The organism is Thalassoroseus sp. (assembly GCF_984380535.1).
On record NZ_CFHRBF010000001.1, the window covers coordinates 193,030 to 211,583 of the forward strand.

At 55.0% G+C, this 18,554-nt stretch carries 14 protein-coding genes; 5 read left to right on the forward strand and 9 right to left on the reverse strand.

Annotation, left to right across the window (positions count from 1 at the left end; translation table 11 throughout):
• The first annotated feature begins 83 nt into the window (after positions 1 to 83).
• Together mntR and AC5DDB_RS00685 are read left to right on the forward strand one after the other, a co-directional pair.
• Positions 84 to 524, forward strand: coding sequence for a manganese-binding transcriptional regulator MntR (gene mntR / locus AC5DDB_RS00680; RefSeq protein ID WP_491737736.1), 441 nt, complete (start codon positions 84 to 86; stop codon positions 522 to 524).
• 205 nt (positions 525 to 729) lie between these two features.
• The gene (locus AC5DDB_RS00685) at positions 730 to 2,601 is read left to right on the forward strand and encodes a chloride channel protein (protein WP_491737737.1); all 1,872 of its coding nucleotides are present in this window, start codon (positions 730 to 732) and stop codon (positions 2,599 to 2,601) included.
• Positions 2,602 to 2,611: 10 nt separating this feature from the next.
• On the opposite strand, the gene AC5DDB_RS00690 is transcribed toward AC5DDB_RS00685, so the two are convergent.
• From AC5DDB_RS00690 to recJ, 3 genes are all read right to left on the reverse strand, one after another.
• The gene (locus AC5DDB_RS00690) at positions 2,612 to 3,532 is read right to left on the reverse strand and encodes a glycosyltransferase family 2 protein (protein WP_491737738.1); all 921 of its coding nucleotides are present in this window, start codon (positions 3,530 to 3,532) and stop codon (positions 2,612 to 2,614) included.
• A gap of 25 nt (positions 3,533 to 3,557) precedes the next feature.
• On the reverse strand, positions 3,558 to 4,775 hold the full coding sequence (locus AC5DDB_RS00695; RefSeq protein ID WP_491737739.1) for a class I SAM-dependent methyltransferase: 1,218 nt from the start codon (positions 4,773 to 4,775) through the stop codon (positions 3,558 to 3,560).
• Positions 4,776 to 4,935: 160 nt separating this feature from the next.
• On the reverse strand, positions 4,936 to 6,690 hold the full coding sequence (recJ, locus tag AC5DDB_RS00700; RefSeq protein ID WP_491737740.1) for a single-stranded-DNA-specific exonuclease RecJ: 1,755 nt from the start codon (positions 6,688 to 6,690) through the stop codon (positions 4,936 to 4,938).
• Positions 6,691 to 6,906: 216 nt separating this feature from the next.
• Between recJ and AC5DDB_RS00705 the strand changes: the two genes are divergently transcribed.
• From AC5DDB_RS00705 to AC5DDB_RS00715, 3 genes are all read left to right on the forward strand, one after another.
• Positions 6,907 to 7,800: a DUF4349 domain-containing protein gene (locus AC5DDB_RS00705; RefSeq protein WP_491737741.1), complete on the forward strand. Its 894-nt coding sequence runs from the start codon at positions 6,907 to 6,909 to the stop codon at positions 7,798 to 7,800.
• Between the two features lie 188 nt (positions 7,801 to 7,988).
• On the forward strand, positions 7,989 to 8,663 hold the full coding sequence (locus AC5DDB_RS00710) for an SGNH/GDSL hydrolase family protein (RefSeq protein ID WP_491737742.1): 675 nt from the start codon (positions 7,989 to 7,991) through the stop codon (positions 8,661 to 8,663).
• Complete coding sequence (locus AC5DDB_RS00715) at positions 8,656 to 9,414, forward strand: YqjF family protein (protein WP_491737743.1); 759 nt, start codon at positions 8,656 to 8,658, stop codon at positions 9,412 to 9,414. The genes AC5DDB_RS00710 and AC5DDB_RS00715 overlap by 8 nt, the downstream gene beginning before the upstream one ends.
• A gap of 665 nt (positions 9,415 to 10,079) precedes the next feature.
• Here AC5DDB_RS00715 and AC5DDB_RS00720 read toward each other — a convergent pair.
• From AC5DDB_RS00720 to AC5DDB_RS00745, 6 genes are all read right to left on the reverse strand, one after another.
• Positions 10,080 to 12,812: a hypothetical protein gene (locus tag AC5DDB_RS00720; protein WP_491737744.1), complete on the reverse strand. Its 2,733-nt coding sequence runs from the start codon at positions 12,810 to 12,812 to the stop codon at positions 10,080 to 10,082.
• 159 nt (positions 12,813 to 12,971) lie between these two features.
• A complete protein-coding gene (locus tag AC5DDB_RS00725; protein ID WP_491737745.1) occupies positions 12,972 to 14,288 on the reverse strand; it encodes a HEAT repeat domain-containing protein in 1,317 nt (438 codons plus the stop codon).
• Positions 14,289 to 14,484: 196 nt separating this feature from the next.
• Positions 14,485 to 14,994, reverse strand: a complete 510-nt coding sequence (locus tag AC5DDB_RS00730) for an Hsp20/alpha crystallin family protein (RefSeq protein ID WP_491737746.1) — start codon at positions 14,992 to 14,994, stop codon at positions 14,485 to 14,487.
• Between the two features lie 153 nt (positions 14,995 to 15,147).
• On the reverse strand, positions 15,148 to 16,047 hold the full coding sequence (thiL, locus tag AC5DDB_RS00735; protein ID WP_491737747.1) for a thiamine-phosphate kinase: 900 nt from the start codon (positions 16,045 to 16,047) through the stop codon (positions 15,148 to 15,150).
• An 81-nt stretch (positions 16,048 to 16,128) separates the two neighbouring features.
• Positions 16,129 to 16,602, reverse strand: coding sequence for a hypothetical protein (locus AC5DDB_RS00740; protein WP_491737748.1), 474 nt, complete (start codon positions 16,600 to 16,602; stop codon positions 16,129 to 16,131).
• A 271-nt stretch (positions 16,603 to 16,873) separates the two neighbouring features.
• Complete coding sequence (locus AC5DDB_RS00745) at positions 16,874 to 18,241, reverse strand: trypsin-like peptidase domain-containing protein (RefSeq protein ID WP_491737749.1); 1,368 nt, start codon at positions 18,239 to 18,241, stop codon at positions 16,874 to 16,876.
• Between the last annotated feature and the right edge of the window lie 313 nt (positions 18,242 to 18,554).

Here is an 18,554-nt window from a genome sequence, read left to right on the forward strand (position 1 = left end):
ATTCTAGCTATGGCGAGGGTACTGTCAAGCCGCTAGACTACAGGCGACCCACCAGTGTGCAATTCGGCAGATCGGAACGACGTGTGACCAAGGATCTTTCCCATTCGGAACCACATCGGCGAACACGGCGTGATCATGCGACGGAAACAGCCGAAGACTACGTGGAAGCGATCGCCGAAATCTTGGGGCGACAGGGGATTTGTCGGCTGAAAGACCTGGCCGAACGGTTTGCTGTCAGCCATGTTACGGTTCACCGAATTGTCGAGAGACTGACAAACGAAGGTCTCATATCGACCGAACCTTATCAACCGCTGACTCTGACAGACGAAGGTATGAGTCTCGCCGAGCAATGTCGTCGTCGGCATGAAACGGTATATCGATTTCTTGTGGCAATTGGCGTGGATGAAGACACCGCGGCCGTGGATGCCGAGGGAATCGAGCACCATGTGAGTCCGCAAACACTCAAACGATTTGAAGCAATGCTGAGCAAGTTGCGAACGTCCGACGACGTCGGCGGGCGTTAGCTCATTGTGCGTTGTCGGTGCTGCTCGATACAGATTTTTTGCGGCTTTCTGGCTCTGAGTACACGATGCCCGCAACGACCGGTATCGGATCGCCCCCGTAGAACTTGTGGAGATCGGATCGGGAGCCTTGCGAGGTTGGTCGCTGCCAATTACGCTGCGCACCATCCACACACCCCACAGTCCTCTAACGTCCTCACGTACCACCTTGAAACGCTATTTCTCCGAGTTGCTTAGGCTGTTTGATCTCCATGCTTCCGGCAAATGGTTCCTGTTGGCAAGCGCAATCGGTGTCGTTGCAGGTGTGGGGGCGATTGTTTTCCAGTTCCTCAGTCACCTGGTCTTGCACTACGCATTGGGCGCGATGACGGGGTACCATCCGCGGGAAGCGGCTGGTGAACACACAGTTTTCGTGGCGGAGGAAACCGAGTTTCGACCGTGGCTCATCGTAGCCGTGATGACCGGCGGCGGCGTTGTCTCGGGTTGTCTTGTGTACACATTCGCACCGGAAGCCGAAGGACACGGGACCGACGCGGCAATCGACGCGTTTCACAACAAACGCGGACAGATTCGGGGCCGCATCGGGATCGTCAAGACGTTGGCATCGGCGATTACGCTTGGAACGGGCGGGTCCGGTGGTCGCGAAGGACCCATCGCCCAAATTGGGGCCTCGTTCGGCTCGTTTCTATCACAACGATTGAATTTGACAGCTCGCGATACGCGGATTTTGATGGCCGCCGGAATGGGAGCGGGGGTAGGTGCTATCTTCCGAGCACCGTTAGCGGGAGCTTTGTTTGCCGCCGAGATTTTGTATCGGGACGCGGACCTGGAATCCGACGTCATCGTCCCGGCTGCGATTTCCTCGATCATTGCCTACAGCGTCTTTGCACTGTCGATGCCCCAAGACAAATGGTTTGAACACTTGTTCGGACAGGGTCTGACGTACCGTCCAAGTTCACTACTCGAACTCATCCCGTTCGGAATGATGGCGATTGTCTTGGTCTTGTTCGCGATCATCTACATCAAGACGTTTTATGGCGTTCACAGCTTGTTCAAGAAACTCCCAATCATGCCGCAATTCAAACCGGCAATCGGGGCGGCGTTGGCGGGGTTCCTGGGGATTGGAACTTTCTTTCTCTGTCAGCAAAATCCGCAGGCTTTGGCAGTGCTTTCCACCGGTTACGGCACATTGCAAGATGCCATTACGCCGGGTGTCACAGTCGGCATGGGTCTGTTGTTGACGGTCGCTGCCGTCAAGATTCTGACGACGTCTTTAACGATCAGCTCGGGCGGTTCGGGCGGTGTGTTTGGCCCCTCGATGGTGATCGGCGGATGCGTCGGCACTGCGACCGGCATGTTCCTGCAACAAACGATGTTCCCAGAACTTGTCAAAAATCCACAGATGTACGGAATCGTGGGGATGGCGGGTTTCTTCGCGGCATGCGCCCACGCTCCCATTTCGACGATCATCATGGTGAGTGAAATGACGGGCGACTACAACCTGTTGCTTCCCACCATGTGGACCAGCACGCTGTGCTTTCTGCTGTGTCGACGTTGGAGTCTATACACGAAACAAGTTCCATCGCGACTTGAATCTCCCGCTCACCGGGGTGACTTCATTGTCGATGTGCTGGAAGGGATTCTTGTCAAAGACGTCTACCGACAGGACCGCAAAATCCGTCTGGTGCCCGAAGGAACCTCGCTCGACGATATCGTTCACAAGTTAGCCACGACGCATCAGCATTATTTTCCGGTTGTCGATGCGGACGAAAAGGTCATCGGGATTTTCTCGGCTGACGACGTTCGTAGTTGGCTTTACGACGATTCCATCTGGAAACTAGCCAACGCGCGCGATGTCATGGTGACGAACATCGTCTCCGTGACACTCAACGACGACCTCAATACCGCGCTTCGACGGTTCACGGCGTTGAATATCGACGAGGTTCCGATTCTCGATCCAGACAACGACGGGCGGTTCGTGGGCATGCTACGACGAAAAGAAGTCATCGCCGCCTACAACCGACGACTGATGGAATACAAACTCGCTGCCGACGAAAGTTCGACGCCAATGACGTCGTAGTCCATACGCACTAGCTCGAAGGGGATTTCAACTTGCGAGCCGGGTTGGAACGGTGAGCGATCTGACGGGTCGCGAATGCTAAGTCATGTCCGAGATCGCCGAATCTCCGTCTTAGCCAACGCAGCATCGAAACCCGCGTCCGCCAACGTTCGGAAAACGGCAAGCGGGCCAAGCCCGTTGTTTTCCACAACTCAAGACCTTCCCGCCAATGGGGAAACAGAATCTTTCCGGCAAGTTTCGGGTTGTGTGCGACGGCACGACTGCGGTTCGTAGCGTGAAGTTGATTGATTGCGTCTGCGTGAATCCGCCGATCCAATAGCGTTTCGGGAATCGGAATGATTTTCCCCTGCAACGCCAATTCGACGACAAGAACGTAATCGTTGAAGGCAAACGTTCCTTCCAATCGCGTTGTTCTCAGAATATCCAGACGGATCAGTCCGAGTAACGCCTCGCCGGTATAACCGTAAACGACCTGCCGAAATCGTTGACTCGGGGTTTCACCGTCCACAGGGTCGAGTGACGCGCGACGCCGAAGAAATTGGCCTTGGGAATCGATCTCATTCATCCGAGGCACAACAACGGCGATCGAGCTGTCGGATTCCATTTTTTCGATGCAAACGCGATTGAATTCGGGAGCGATAGGGTCGTCGTAACCGGCCCACCGAAAAAATTCTCCTCGCGCTTCAGCGACGCAGCGATTGTGATTCCACGCCGACCCGTTGTTTTGCTCCGACGTAAGAATTCGAATCCGCGAGTCGACTCTCGCGTACTCTTCGCAGATGGCAAGTGTATTGTCGGTCGAAGCATTGTCCGCGAGAATCAGCTCCCAACTTGGGTCTGTCTGAGTGAGGATCGATTCAATCGTGGGACGCAGATAGTTCGAGGCATTATAAATCGGCAACCCGATCGACACGCGAGGTGCGGCTGACATGGTAATTCGGCTCCAAGTTGGCTCGTTATGCGGCGATGAGTTCTGGCGTCAGACCGAGTTCTGAGAGTTGGTTCTGGATTTCCGTGAAGTACACGGGATTCATGACGATCACAACATCCGGCCGGTTCTGCTGTAACGATTCCGGTGAGACGATTTCGTGCCCGCTGCCGGGAAGAAATCGGTTCCATTTTCGTGGGTTCACATCCACGACACAGTCAATGATGTCCGACAACCCCAGCGTGTTCACAAAGCCAACCGTCTTCGAACTACCGCCCCAAATCACGACTTTGCGATCCAACGCTTGGTATTCCCCCAAGCGGTGTTGCCAAGATCGAATTGTTCGCCCGAGGTCTCGTTGGAATTGCTTGACATCCCGGTGAATGGACTCGAGATCGAATTCTAACTCATGGTGCGGAAGCGTCGGTGCGACGGCCGGTTTCGCGATTAGACATAGGTATTGGTCGCCGTATTCCTTCCAAATCTGCGTAACTTCGAAATCCGTTTCACGGAACAAACGAGCCAACGATCCCGCGGTGTAATAGGAACAGTGTTCGTAGTAAATATCCCAGAACGCCGCCTCACGCAGCACCCGTCCGGTATCGGGAAGCTCGAAGAACACCTGTGTTTCGAGTCGCTCACCGATCGACTTGCGGACGGTGGTCAGTAGTTCGCGGGTGGCTGGAATGTGTTCAAGCGAATGTCGACAGAGAATCGCATCGGCTGCTAACTCCGCGTGACGTTCGTTGTAGTACTCGGGCAGGAATCGGACTCGGCCCGAATCGGAGTGGGCCAATCTTTGCGGATCGCTCGCAGGGTCGATCCCGATGCCGTCGTTCTCTCCCATTCGGCAGATCAGTTCGAGGAAATCTCCGCCGCCGCTCCCGATTTCCACAACTGTCTTGCGACGAATTCCCAGGTCATCGACCAAACGCCGCACTAACGAGTCTGCGTACTGATTGAAGTGCGCGGAATAATGCTGCGTGTCTTCGCAATTCGATGAATAGTTGAGTAGCGATGGATCAAAACGAGTGTTTGTGATGAACCCACACCCCTCACACAGTCCGAGGGCGACTTCGCCCATCGGGTGCGAAATTGCCTCTTCGTAGGTCTCCATCACGAGCACATTGTGCACCGGCAGCAATCCGGCATCGTAGAATTCCTGCAGACCGATACGTCCGCAACTGGGGCAAGCAAGTGATACGCGGCGGTCACAGATGGGATTGATATCGCGGCGGATGGACACGGAAGAACCTCGGTCGATAGAACGGCATTTTTCCAAACCTAGCACGCTCGTGCACTGTCCACCTGCAGAAACTTGCAGTGCGATGTCCTGAATCACCAGGCTCTCTACACGGCTGACTGGCTAGCGCGACGTGTTGCTTTTCGGCAACATTGTTCGACGTTCAGGCGTTGGTTGTGGGAGGACTGGGTTGCCAATCCTCCAAACGCAACTCGACGTTCTCGCGGCCGCGAAACCGATTGATGCCCGCTGTGAAACCAATATCAATCGTCCCGTTCACTGCTGCGATTTCCTCGGCCCACTCCCCGCGACCGAAGGCGATCGCCCGCAGACTGGTGCCGTGCTGCCGGATTCGCAGATCGAGATGTCTTCCGCCTTCACCCATCGTCTTTGGAGGAGCAGCCAACTCCACTCGGTTCGCAGCGAACACAGGACGCGGGTTTTGTTCGCCGAACGGCCCAAGTCGGTCTAATTCCTTGACGCCATTTCGCGTGACGTCGGTCAATCGGACTTCGGCATCAATTCGGATTTCACCAACTTCCCGAGGAACTTGGTGTGTCGAGGCGTGCTGGGAAAGTTGTTCGCGGAACTCATCGAGTTTGTCTTCAGCGACATGCAAACCGCAGGCTGCATGATGACCGCCGAACCGTTCCAACAATCCCGAGCACGACACCAATCCATCATACAAGTTGTAGCCGCCGAAACTACGACCGGACCCGTGGGCAACGCCCTCGTTGCGGTCGATCGTCATGAGAATCGTCGGTTTCTCGAACGTCTCCGCAATGCGGCTGGCAACAATACCGATGACCCCTGCATGCCAACTGGCATCGGCAAGGACTAACGCGTGTTGATCTGCCCACTCCGGGTTTTCTTCGACCATGTCCTTGGCCGACTTGAAAATTCGTCGCTCGACCGTTCGTCGATTTCGATTGAGTTCTTCGAGATACTGTGCGAGTTGTGTGGCCCGATCACGATTCGTTGTCGTCAGTAACTCGACAGCCAATCGAGCCTGACCGAGACGCCCTGCGGCGTTCAGTCGGGGCGCGATGCCAAATGCGATATCTTCCGCGTCGAGCGACTGTCCGATTTCCAATCCGGCGAGTGTCATCAGACTTTGCAGGCCGATCGACGAGCGTTGCGCGAGGCTTCCCAATCCATACCGAACAAGCGTGCGATTTTCGCCAAGCAGCGGTACTACATCCGCGACGGTGCCAATCGCGGTGAGGCCGACAGCACTTTTCAAGAATTCGCGGAGCGGTTCGTCGGCACGTTCGCCGTCACCAAGTTGCACACAAATCGCCCACGCCAATTTGAAAGCCACGCCGACGCCACAAAGATCCGCGAACGGATAACTCGTGCCCGGCAAACGCGGATGCACCAAGCACGCGGCGTCGGGCAGTTCGTCCTCGAACTGGTGATGATCGGTGATGATCAACTCCAGGCCTAATTCTTTGGCAAGCGCAGCCTCTTCGATCGAGCAAATCCCGCAGTCGACGGAAATCACCAGCTGCTTAGGATCACTCTCTGCTAACTGCCGAATTGCTTCACAATTCAGTCCGTACCCTTCTTCCAAGCGACAGGGAATATAGTAGTCGACTTCCGCCCCGGCTAGTTTCAAACAGTTCCATAGTAACGACGTCGCGGTGACGCCATCGACGTCGTAATCACCGTAAATCGTCACCTTTCGACTTCCGCGAACGGCGGAAACAACTCGGTCCGCCGCCTCCGGGACGCCGGGGAGCAAACTTGGGTCGTGCAGGTCGGTGAGTTTCGTTTCCAAGAATCTTTTGCCATCCGCTGGGGTACTCATGCCTCGTGCGATCAACACCTGAGCCGTCAGCGGCGAGACATGCAGCGACTGACAAAACGACCGAACACGGGCTTCGTCATATGGAAAGAAACGCCAAGTTTTGGCCATAATGGACGACGTTCTGATTAAGGGATCGAAACGATTATTACAGCATCCGCCCGAAACGCTGTCAAAGTGTACGCTGCCGAGAAAAATCTCGGAAACTCGCGGAATAAAACAAGCCTGGGGAACTCTAAGGATGTGAAAACAATCGAATGATGCAAGTCAGCGATCGTTTGACTTCACCTCTCATTTCGAACATTTCTCCGAATCGAAGGAGTTCCCATGAATACACGTGCAATCAGTTGTTTGCTTTTCCTGTTGCTTGGTTGTGGTGCGAGTTATCAGTCGGAAGGGAATGCGGAATTTTTTGCCGCCAAGCGGGGCGAGGCGATTGCGGAAGTCGATGCCCCAGGGGGTGGGGAACCAGGCGCCGACAAAGTCGAAAACGAAGTCGTCAATGTCGAGTCAGCGGATCGAAAGATCATCTATGAAGCCACGATTTCCCTGGTCGTCGAAGACTTTGAGGCAGCCAGTCAGGATATTCTATTACTCGTTGAAAAGTATCAAGGCTACCTCGGCGAAACGGCTGTCGATCGCACGCAAGGATCGTTTCGTACCGGCCGATGGATCGTGCGAATCCCCGTCGAAAAGTTCTCCGATTGTCTTGCAGAGTTGGCGGAAATCGGGGTCGCCGAACGTCAGGGCCAGACGGCACTTGATGTCACCATGGAATACCTCGATGTCGAAGCTCGCATCAAAACGAAGAAAGAACTGGAGAAACGGATCCTCGACTTGTTGGCCGATCGCAGCGGGAAACTTCAAGACGTGATTGCCGCCGAACAGGAACTGGCTCGTGTGCGAAGTGACATTGAATCGATGGAAGGTCGGTTGCGGTACTTGCAAAACCGAACTTCGTTCAGCACGGTCACGATCGACGTGCGGGAAGAGAAAGATTACGTGCCGCCGAAAGCACCGACGGTGGGCGATCGAATTGCCATGGTTTGGACGCGATCCTGGGACTCGCTCAAGGATGCGGGCATTGGCCTCGTTCTTGCCGGCGTGGCTTTTGCACCTTGGATTCTGCCCACGGCATTGGCAATTTTCATTGGCTACTTCGTGTTGAGAACAGTCTATCGGAAAGTGCGACGACGTTTCTTTGAGACGGCCGAAGGGTAGCGCGAGCAACTGAGTTTCAGGCACGCCCCAATTGCATTTCGCCGCGCAACCGCGTGTAATAGGAAATCTCACAACTCGAACAACCAACTTTGGATCGTATCGGCTACTGTCAGATGGAACGCGGGTGCACAGGGCTTCCCACGTCCTCAATGAAATAGACAACTGTGATGCGTCCTCGGAGCAGCTTGATGAAACTCAGATTCGTATTCGGTCTTATTTGTTACGCAGTTGTAGCCGGACGGTGGGCGGCGGTCGCGGATGAAAAACACCCATCCGCCAGATGGGAATCGACCATCCGCAAATTCGAAGCTGCCGACGACAAACAGATGCCCCCGAAACAGGCCATCTTGTTCGTCGGGAGTTCAAGTATTCGTTTATGGGACCTGAAGGAATCGTTTCCCGACGAAAAGACCATCAACCGTGGTTTTGGTGGTTCGGAAGTGGCGGATTCGTTGTACTTCGCCGATCGCATTGTCACCAAATACGAACCCCGGCAGATCATCATGTACGCCGGTGACAATGACATCGGCAAAGGCAAATCGCCGGAAACGGTCGCGAAGGACTTCCGTCAGTTCGTGAAAAAAGTTCGCCAGCAACTCCCCCATGTTTCGATCGGTTTCATCGCGATCAAGCCATCGATTAAACGGTGGAGTCTCGCGAAAACCATGAAGCAGGCCAATGCCTTGATCCAAAAGCAATGCCAGACTGACGACGACTTGGTCTACATCGACATTTGGAACCCCATGCTCGGCGACGATGGAAAACCCCGACCCGAACTGTTCCGCGAAGACGGGTTGCATCTCAATGACGCCGGCTACGAACTTTGGAAATCGATTGTGGATCCTGTGCTAATCGATGAGTGATCCAGACGACATCGATCGGGAATCGCCCGGCCAACGACCGAATGCACGGGCGATTGGCTACCAAAAATGGCGTGACTTGCTGTTCGTTCATTGGACAACATCTCCGGACGTTCTGCGTTCCATGATCCCGAAGGATTTGGAGCTTGATCTGTTCGAAGGGAAAGCGTGGTTGGGAGTGGTACCGTTCGCAATGCGAGCGGTGCGTCCATGGTGGAGTCCGCCAATACCGGGTGTTTCCAACTTTCTGGAAACGAACATTCGGACGTATGTACTGCTCGATGGCGTTCCCGGTGTGTGGTTCTTCAGCCTCGACGCAGCGAACTCGCTAGCGGTCCGAATCGCGCGAGCCCGCTGGGCACTGCCGTATTTTCGGGCTGATATGAGTCTCCGAAAAACGGGTAACGTCATCACATATTCCGGTAACCGCCGTTGGCCGGAACCATCGTCCGCAAGCTACACCGTTTCCGCGGAAATCTCACAAGGTTCCCCGACGACGGCAGCAGTCGGCACGCTCGACCATTTTCTTGTGGAACGATACTACCTGTTCGCGGAGAACCGACGCGGGGCAATTTTGAGAGGCCAAGTACATCATTCGCCTTATCAGATTCAGCCGGCGGTTATCCGACAGTGCGATGAATCGTTGAGTCAAGCGGCTGGATTACCCCAGTGCCAAGAGATTGCGCACGCATGTTTCTCTGAAGGTGTGGATGTCGAAATATTTCCGCTGCGGACACAAATGCACTCAAGTTGACGTGTTCTCGAGTGCGATTAGCGGTCGAACTGTGCACTTCTCGGAGTTGTTCGCTGAAACTTTCATCACGGAAATAGCGGGTAGCCGATGAAAACGGTATGAGTCGTTCACGGTTGCGCCAATTTTGCGGGCTGATCCTCCTGGGAATGGTGGGATTTTCGGGATGCGCCCAGGTGACACCGGGTCCCGGCCTGACGGGTTTCGGAGTGGTGGCGGACGACCATGTGACGTGGTCTTGGTTCGATTGCAACTTGCTCCGACGACCGGCATTGTTCATGGAGACGATCGACTCGCGACCGCTGCACGCTGACCGCGTTCGCCATGCTCGATGGCTGCACGGGGCCGGTATTGCCGATGCCCCTGCGTTACCGACAGGGTCCGCGGATATCTGGAATGTGAATGAGACTGAACCCCAAACACCACTGACCGAACCGCCCCGCGAAGCAATTTCTCCAGAGACTAGGGAAACGACATCAAAACCCGACTCCGATATCGAAAACGCTCCGCCACCGGAAGAATCCATTGTGCCGGAGGCCCCCGATTTGGAACCGGACTTATTTGACACGAATGAGGACTCTGAAGAGCCCGATCTGCAAGCCGGTGTCAAGTTGGACGGCGTGATCGCGGAACCGTTAGAAGCGATGACGATCTCCACGGAATCTGCGTCAGGGCAGGCCATTGAGTTTACGGACCAGCCATTCCCCGGTGAGCAAAACGAAGAACAGAATCAAGACGGGCCAGTTATCCCACAGCTCGAGTTCTTGTCGTTTCGCCGATCGTACGTCGGGTGGAGTCAACCGTTCGGCAAGGAGGCCGACAGTGTCGGGAGTGAAGAGTTCCCCGCCGCTCACATCGGCGAGTTGCTGGAGTAGTTTTCGGTTTGCCGCTACGTTCGTGAGTTCGGCGGTCGGGCGTTCGGTGACATAGAATTTCGATTCCAGTCCGGTCGGATCAATATCGGCACCGGCAATCCGCAAACTCACGCGGTATTCTCCCGGCGGCAGTTTTGCGGCGCGTCCTTCATGGACCAGCGAACGTTCGGTGATTGGAGTCAAATCTACTTCGGACATTTGCGTCCATTTGCCGCGGTCGTCTTTTTTCTCGACGATGGCTTTGCCAGTGACGTTGGGATTCTGCCGAAGAAAACTTGCACGCCATCGCGTTTGAAACACGGCATCCTTCCCGGCTGCCAAGTCGATTTGTTGCATGCCGAAGCGTACGAACTCGTTTCCGGCGATCGCTTTATTCATCGCCGCCCACCGCGCGAGTTGGCCCCAGAAGCGGTGATGATAGCTGTCGCCCACACGACTCCGCCAACGCCAAGTACTGTCGATCCCCACCCACAACACCTGACCGGCGCCCACGTACTGTTGCACGATTATTGCGTTGTTTCGCTCATCGTTGATCGTTGTGCCCACACGTCGGTTGGCAGCGTCGGTATCCGCCACCGCGTACACCATCGCCTGTGGTTTGGCGGAACCGAACACACCCCACGTATGCCCTGGGAGATTCTTCCAGACCGTTTGATTTGCGACCGAGCCGTCCGTACTGAGTTGGAACATCGCTTCCCGTTCCGCCTCGGGAGTCAATCGCAAATGGAAGCCACGTTCATACGGGTTTCCCAGAGGATTCGCACCGGCCACAACCTGCGGGTGCGGATTCTCGATCGGCAACAAACGTTCGAGGATTGGTGAACGGTGCTGCATGGGGAAGTAACGTTTTCCCGCCGTCAGTACCAGCGTGCCGCTATCTTCGGTGACAAACTGATCGAGAAGTTCCCAAGCGTTCGGTGGCAGATTTTCAGGAGCGACATCGCCAATGATCACGACGTCCGCTTCCGCAAACGGGGACTTTGTTTGGTCGTTTGCATCGGCAGGAAGATTCAATCGACGCGGAAACCACGTATCCTGCAAAACGCCGATGTACGGTTGATCGAACACGACCGAAAACACATTGTTCCGCCCGACAGCCTCGTCACGAATGAAGGCATTGTGGACGTACCGAAATTCCCAACGAGCTTCACCGTCAAGCAGCACGATGCGAACCTGATCGTCCACGATGGTCATCGCGAAGGTTTGTAAGTTGTTGTCAGTCCGTGTTTCGTTCTCCTGGGGTTCGATGCGGAGTGTTAATTCGTGCCGACCGATTTCGTCCTCATCGAACTCGAATTGGACTTCGGCCTCGTCAGATGTCGGTGTAATTGTCTGAGTTAACGGTTCCTGGCCTTCGGGTTCTAGCACCACAACAACCGGTTGCCCTTCGAATCCCGATGTGCTCAACAACGCCTTCACAACGCGGGTGTCTTTGGGATAAGAGGTCTGCGGATAATCAATGTGTGCGATGGCTAAGTCTCGCGGTCGTCGTTCGGAACCGATCATGACGGGGAACACAGGAGCGGATACGTTCCCTAATCGAGCCGCCAACTCCACGGCCTCACTGTCGGCTTGATCGCGGCCATCGGTGAATAACACGACACCAATCAGCGGTTTTTCCGAGTCCGCATTGAGCGAACGCAAACCCTGGGCAAGGTTCGTCGTTTCCACTTGAATCTTTGCCGGTGGATCGATCGCAATTTGCTCGATGATTTGGGCGGTCTCGTCGGCGCTCGACGAGGCAACGCTGTCCGATCGCCCCGCAAAGACAAGCAATTCCATCTCGCCAATTTCCGCCAACGCGGGCCAGACGGGCGACTCACCGGCGTAGAGTAAGCGTTGAGTGACGGTCTTTCGGCTCAATTGGTCAACACTAGCGAACACCGCTTCCAGATTTTCCCGTCGCGCATTTGCCAACTCGCGGCGTTCCTCGATGGTGCCGGCTTCATCAGGCGAGACCCATTCGGGTTCCTCACCTCGTTCGAAGGCGGCAAGGTAGTCGTCGAGACGCTCGTCAATCCGCGAGTTGCCGACCATTCCCAACCCACGAGCCCATCGCAATTTTTCCGCTTTGCTGGCGTGGGAATCGAGGGTATCCATGCTATCGGACAGATCAATCGCGACCAGAACCCGGCCTTCGTGCGTTTCGATCCGGTCCCACACCAGAGACGGCTTGAGCAGCGTGACCACAAATACAAATAGAATGATCAGCCGCAACAGCAGGAGCGTGTTGCCGACAGATCGGCGAACCAGTCGCCTTTCATATTGCAACAGCACAAAGATCAACCCGACGGCCAATAACACCGCTAGGATCGAGCAAACCGTCCAAACGCCCAATGAAAACCAGACCAAACGACCTACCGCAGCGAGAGTCAGTCCACCGAACAACGCGATCGGAAACCACCGTCGGTCCGGTTTGGTGGCGTTCGTTGCTAAGCCAATCACCCCTACAGCGGCAACCACGACCGTCGCCAATAGCCAAAGCGAAGCGTCACCTTCTTGGAAGATTAACCTTCGTTCGATCATAACGACGAAAAACCTTGACAGTCAGGGCGGTGTGATGCGAGGGCGTTAGCTAGGAAGGGCGAGGGTTCTCGCCACATCCGAAGATAACGCCGCCCTCATGCGATCACAACGCTCACCCCGAAGCCAAGGTTTCGATTGCGTCCACGGACTAAGCAGCGATTACAACGTCTCGTCCTGGGTGTCCGTTTTCTTTTCAGCAGGATCAATCGCTTTGAGTGCGTCCTCCATGATCGCAACGTTAAGCTTGCTCACGAGTCCCTCCACTTTGATTGCTTCTCTCAGTGCAGGAATGGCGATGTTCGCCTTTGGTCCTAAATTGCCGAGTGACCGAGCGGCTCCTGTACGGACATCGGCGTCAGAATCACGAAGCATCGCGATCAATTGTGGCAACACCGGAATCGCGGCGTTCCCCAATCCGCCGATTTCTCCAGCAGCTACACCGCGAACTCGTCCGCCTGGCAATCCGGCCAACTGAACGAGTCTCGCAACGGCTTCTTGTTGCAACGAATGAACCGCAGCACTCTCACCGGGCAGAATGCCAATCAACGTCGCGGCCTCAACCGCGGCGTATTGGTTGGCGGTGTCCATTGCTCGTGACAGCGACGCCGTCAGCAAAACGGGATCGGTTTCAAGATCAATCAGCGTTCGCAAGACGAGCAGCCGATTCACTTCGGAATTGCGTCGAATGTATCCGGTCAAACCGACGGGGATTACGCTGGCGTCGAGTTCAACTTCTGTGAATCGAATTCGTGGTTGGTGCAGCACGTTCATCAACGCTGGTTCGAACATCGCTCGGGCGTCGAGAAATTTCTGACGTCGTGCATTAGCCGCTTGCAATGCAGAGCGGACATTCGCCTCGGCTTTGGTACGCTCCGATTTGGGGCGGGCATCAATACGTTCCATCGCCGCCTGCCGATTCTCAGCGGCATTTCGGCTGGTGACGAATTCAATAATCGTTACCGCTTCGTAGGTCCGAAATTCGTCCGGCGACCTCAGACCTTCGGCCCAAATTTCTATATGATCGACTGCAGTTTCCGACGCGAATGTACGGATCAACTGAGCTGCGATCGCCCAACGTCGCGGTGACAAGCTGCCACTTTCCATTCGATCATAAAGTGACTGCACGAGCGCTTCCTGAACTGGTTTCCGTGCTGCCGCGGAGAGATCGATTTCGATCAACGCTGACCCGGCAACGATCGCGTAGGGTTCGTCACCACGCTCGATCACTCCCACAAGTGCACCGACTGCCGCCATCAGGGGCTCGTTATCCAAGCCTTGGATGGCACTGGCGGCTGCCTGTCGAATGTTGGGATCGCGATGAGCCAATGCGTCAACAAGTTCCCGTGCTTCCGCTATTTTGTCCGGTGCCGGTGCGGGAACGGAACTTCCCCCGGTATCTTCTTGAGCCCAAACCGATCCGCAAACGGCAACCGCCATTGCCCCCAATCCACAACACGTACGAACGAACAATCGCATAAGGAACTCCTGAGAGACCGTTTCTATTGCTGAATGCCGTTCAGTGTAAGGAATGCCGGTATGACAACGCACCGAGAATCCCGCAGAACCAGCGCAAAAAAAATCCCCGCGATCGAATGGTACGACTGCGAGGATTCGAATTGTTGGTTGCAGTTCTGCAACATTAGCAGTGGGCTGCTGTCGGTTTTCGAGACCGTTAGTTGCCAGAGCCGAGTGAAACGGAACTTCCTTGGCCGCCGACTTGAACCTGAATCGTGTGCGGCTTGGCCCGTTCGGATTTCATCAGGACGATCGTCAGCACGCCATCTTTGACTTCCGCCGAAACCTGTTCCGGGTCAACTGGCGCAGGCAGAGGCAATGCGCGAGAGAAACTACCCACCGGACGCTCGTCCAAGTGCGTGACTTGCCCCTCACCGCTCGGGGAAGGCGATTTAATTCCCTTCACCGAGAGCATGTTACCTGTCAGATTGACTTCCAACGTTCTCGCGTCGACACCGGGAATATCGAGAAAAACTCGAACGTCTTCGGTCGTCTCGACCATATCTGCATCCGCAATGAAGCGATGATCCACGCTACGCGGTTTCAACGTTTCCCAAGCGCGGGAACCGGAACTCCGCACAACTTCGATCCACTTGTCCATTTCGGATCGCAACTTTTCGACCGAACTCCCCAGCGGGCCATCGGCTTTGGGATCTTCCGTCACCATGAAATGCCTCAATGTAGAAATATTGAATTTGTTCTTTCCGACCATATGTCGGGAACCGCATTCTACCACACTTCGCCCGTATAACAGATCCTGGAATCGGCGAACGCACAAAAGGAACAAAAATTTTCACCAGCGTAAACCGCCAGAGCACCATCAGAAGCGATGATTCCATCCTCCCTCAGGCAGTGGTTGGATTTCACCTGCGACATTTAACTCTCGAATCGCTGGTTCCTCGATTGTCCCGATGATGTGAACCGGAATATTGAAGTCGGGGATTCGCGTCGACTCGGCCACCGGAACCGTGAACAGCAACTCGAAATCTTCACCGTCTTCGAACGCATTCCGCCAACTTTCGCATTCTTGGTTCAGCGGAACTGCGTCGGCATCGATCCGAACGCCGACATCGGCCGCTTCAAGAAGGTGACGAATATCCGACGCCAAACCATCACTCACGTCGATCATGGCATGGACTTCGAGAGTATCACGAAGCTGTTGAGCCTCGTGAATGCGTGGCGTGAATGTGAGATGTCGACCGAATCGACTGCCACCGAGCGGCCCCGTCACGCAGACCAAGTCACCAACTTTTGAACCGCTTCGCGTGATCATCGGGCCGGACGATTCTCCGAAGACCGTGACGCTGATCATCATTGGCCCATCCCAAGTGTTCGTGTCTCCACCGACAATCGCCATGTCGAATTCGGTGGCCAGTCCTCGTATTCCATCCATCACACGGGTTGCAAAATCGCTTCCCCGTCGTCGATCAAACACCACACCAACGACGGCGGCAATCGGTCGAGCAGCCATTGCTGCCAGATCACTCAAGTTGACCGCCAATGCTTTCCGTCCGGCTAACTCCGGTGTTGCAGGTGGATAACCATCGGCAGCCTCATCGAAGACAAAATGCACGCCTTCGATCAGTGTATCCACGGCGATTGCCACGCGATCGCCAGAGGCGGATGTCACGACAGCGGCATCGTCGCCAATCCCCAACGGCACACGCGGATGAGCAGGGTTCGATTTCCGAAAGGCATTGATCCAATCAAATTCGTTCATTGACACTCGCATTCTATCGAAAAGAAAAACGCCGTCGGTTTTGCCGACGGCGTTCCATCAAAAGAATTCTGCGCGGGAAAATCAATCGTCAAAATCGAGCCGGACGCCGGGTACGCTCAAACTCCAACCGCCATTCCGATACGACCGGTAACCGGTTCCGTATGGGCGGTAGTTGTAGTTGGGGCTGTAACTGTATGGCCGAACGTAACTACGGGGGCTGTAACCGTATCGGTTCCGTTGCTGAGACTGGTAGTAATCGCTGTAGGGTTGGCTAAAACCATAACCTTGATACGGCGTCGACTGATACGGCCTGGAGAAGTAAGAACCGTATGGGCGGACATAGCCACGCAGGTGGTTGTCACGGTCTTCCCAGCGATCTTCGAATCGGTCTCGCAATTCCTCACGTCGCTCTTGTAGCTCTTCCAGGTATTCTTCCCGAGCTTCCTGGCGTTCTTCGAGATAGTCTTCGTAGTCGTCGTCAGCTTGTCCGACAGAAGCGGTTGCCCCGTACGCCATTACACCGAGGCAAAGGGTCATCAAGTTTGTGAATCTCATCGTGATCTCCTTCATTTTGGTTCAGGCCCGTCTTTGGCCAATGAATGAGATCGCAAATTGCAGACCAAATCAAAAAGATTCTATGACATTCAATTAAAACCTTCAGCCACAAGAGTTTGCGAGTTCTGCTTCGTGCCAGACTCGCGTGTCGTCTGGTCGATCGGTCTGGCCGCCGGACGACCAACGCATGACGATTCGAACCCACAAATGCAAAAACCCGAACTAACGAATAGCGTCAGTTCGGGTTTTGAAATCGGATTTGCGTATTCGGTTACTTCTGGCTGATTTCCGTGGGAATCGCTAGATGGCCAAACAACGTTTCACTGCCACGTAAGATATAAAACTTCAGTGGATTGAACGTGTTCAATTTGGGGTGCTCAAGGACATAAGCCACATTTTCCGCATTCACGGTTTCCCAGATGTGCAGACCGACGAGCACATCGCCTTTGCGGATTCCATTCCGATCAGCGGGACTTCCGGTGCGGACATCCGTTACTTTCATTCCGCCTCGATAGCGGGATGACAGAGAACCCAGTTGAATCAAGTTGGTCTTGGCTAGTTGCAATCCCAAGGTTTTCCAACTTTGACTCTCTTGATCGGTGTCGTGTGCAGCGACTGCCAGCATCCCGTATTGCGGTTTGACGCCACCGTCGCGGGCTTCGATCGACATCGACAGAATTTTCTCTTCGCCATCTCGTTTCACGACAACCGGTTTCGTCTCGCCCGGTCGTACGCCGATCCAAGACCGTTCGAAGTCCACGGCATCGACAATCGGCGTGTCGCCGACACGGACAACCACATCACCAGCTTGCAGACCGGCTTTACGGGCAGGGCTGTTGACCATCGTCGTCACAACTTCGAAACGCCGCTCGTCTGCACGTTTGACACTGTTACCAAGCAACCCATGCCAATTGCCATCGATTTGTTCGATGCTGATCAATTGAGCGATGGTTTCTCGTGCATCGTCGATGGGAATCGCGAATCCGATTCGCTGGGCACCAGCCCGAATCGCAACGTTGATGCCGATGAGATCGCCATCCATGTTCAGCAGCGGACCGCCACTGTTTCCAGGATTGATGCTCGCGTCGGTTTGCAACAAATTGTCGTACGATTGCGTCTCGTTGACTTCCACATCGCGTGACAACGAACTGAGAATACCGCAGGTTACGGTGTGTTCGTAGCCGTATGCGTTGCCGACGGCAATCACGGTTTCGCCGAGCATCAAGTCCGACGATGTGCCCAAGGGCATGATTTGCAATGGACGACTCGGTTCGATTTTGATGATCGCCAAATCCTTGGCGGCATCGTATGTCAGAACACGGGCCGTATAGACACCGCCGTCCTTAAGCGTGCACCGCAGGACGTCGACACCTTTGACCACGTGATGATTGGTCGCGATGTAACCGCGTTCGTCGATGACAATCCCCGTGCCCATGCCGTTGACTTTTCGGCTTTTGTTGGGCGCGAAGAGGGTATCCGCGGAGGCGGTTTTTTCACTGTGAATATTAATAGCGGAGGCTTGTGCCCGCTTAACGGCTCGGACGATAGGCGTCTGTCGCAATTCCGAAGCCGACGCGAGCGACAGCCACACGACTTGGAGCGCCAGACAGAGTCCGTATGGCAAAATGCGTCTAATCATAGGCCGGTTCAGTCGATTCGCTGGTGGACCGTGCAAAATGGCTAGGCGCGACGGATTTCAAAGCCGCATTGCGACTGTGAAATCCCGAGCCGAGCATTGATTGCTCGATCAAGTTGCTGTCCAGTGAGTGCCTCATCCCTTGGGCCGACCGGAGAACGTTCCATCAGGTCTCCGCAGGGAGAGACATCGTCCGACCGGCCAAGCACCCTTGAAACGCTGCAGCCGATGACGCATAACTTGCCTAACCGGATTGCGAACGGCTTCTGCCTCCAATGCGGAATCGGAGCTTCCGGTAAATTTGGAACGGACCGCT

Bases quoted from the DNA above. Each gene is read 5' to 3' on its own strand.
- thiL (WP_491737747.1), bottom strand. From the start codon at position 16,047: ATGAACGAATTTGATTGGATCAATGCCTTTCGGAAATCGAACCCTGCT.
- AC5DDB_RS00705 (WP_491737741.1), top strand. From the start codon at position 6,907: ATGAATACACGTGCAATCAGTTGTTTGCTTTTCCTGTTGCTTGGTTGT.
- AC5DDB_RS00710 (WP_491737742.1), top strand. From the start codon at position 7,989: ATGAAACTCAGATTCGTATTCGGTCTTATTTGTTACGCAGTTGTAGCC.
- recJ (WP_491737740.1), bottom strand. From the start codon at position 6,690: ATGGCCAAAACTTGGCGTTTCTTTCCATATGACGAAGCCCGTGTTCGG.
- AC5DDB_RS00725 (WP_491737745.1), bottom strand. From the start codon at position 14,288: ATGCGATTGTTCGTTCGTACGTGTTGTGGATTGGGGGCAATGGCGGTT.
- AC5DDB_RS00740 (WP_491737748.1), bottom strand. From the start codon at position 16,602: ATGAGATTCACAAACTTGATGACCCTTTGCCTCGGTGTAATGGCGTAC.
- AC5DDB_RS00715 (WP_491737743.1), top strand. From the start codon at position 8,656: ATGAGTGATCCAGACGACATCGATCGGGAATCGCCCGGCCAACGACCG.
- AC5DDB_RS00690 (WP_491737738.1), bottom strand. From the start codon at position 3,532: ATGTCAGCCGCACCTCGCGTGTCGATCGGGTTGCCGATTTATAATGCC.
- AC5DDB_RS00720 (WP_491737744.1), bottom strand. From the start codon at position 12,812: ATGATCGAACGAAGGTTAATCTTCCAAGAAGGTGACGCTTCGCTTTGG.
- AC5DDB_RS00745 (WP_491737749.1), bottom strand. From the start codon at position 18,241: ATGATTAGACGCATTTTGCCATACGGACTCTGTCTGGCGCTCCAAGTC.
- AC5DDB_RS00730 (WP_491737746.1), bottom strand. From the start codon at position 14,994: ATGGTGACGGAAGATCCCAAAGCCGATGGCCCGCTGGGGAGTTCGGTC.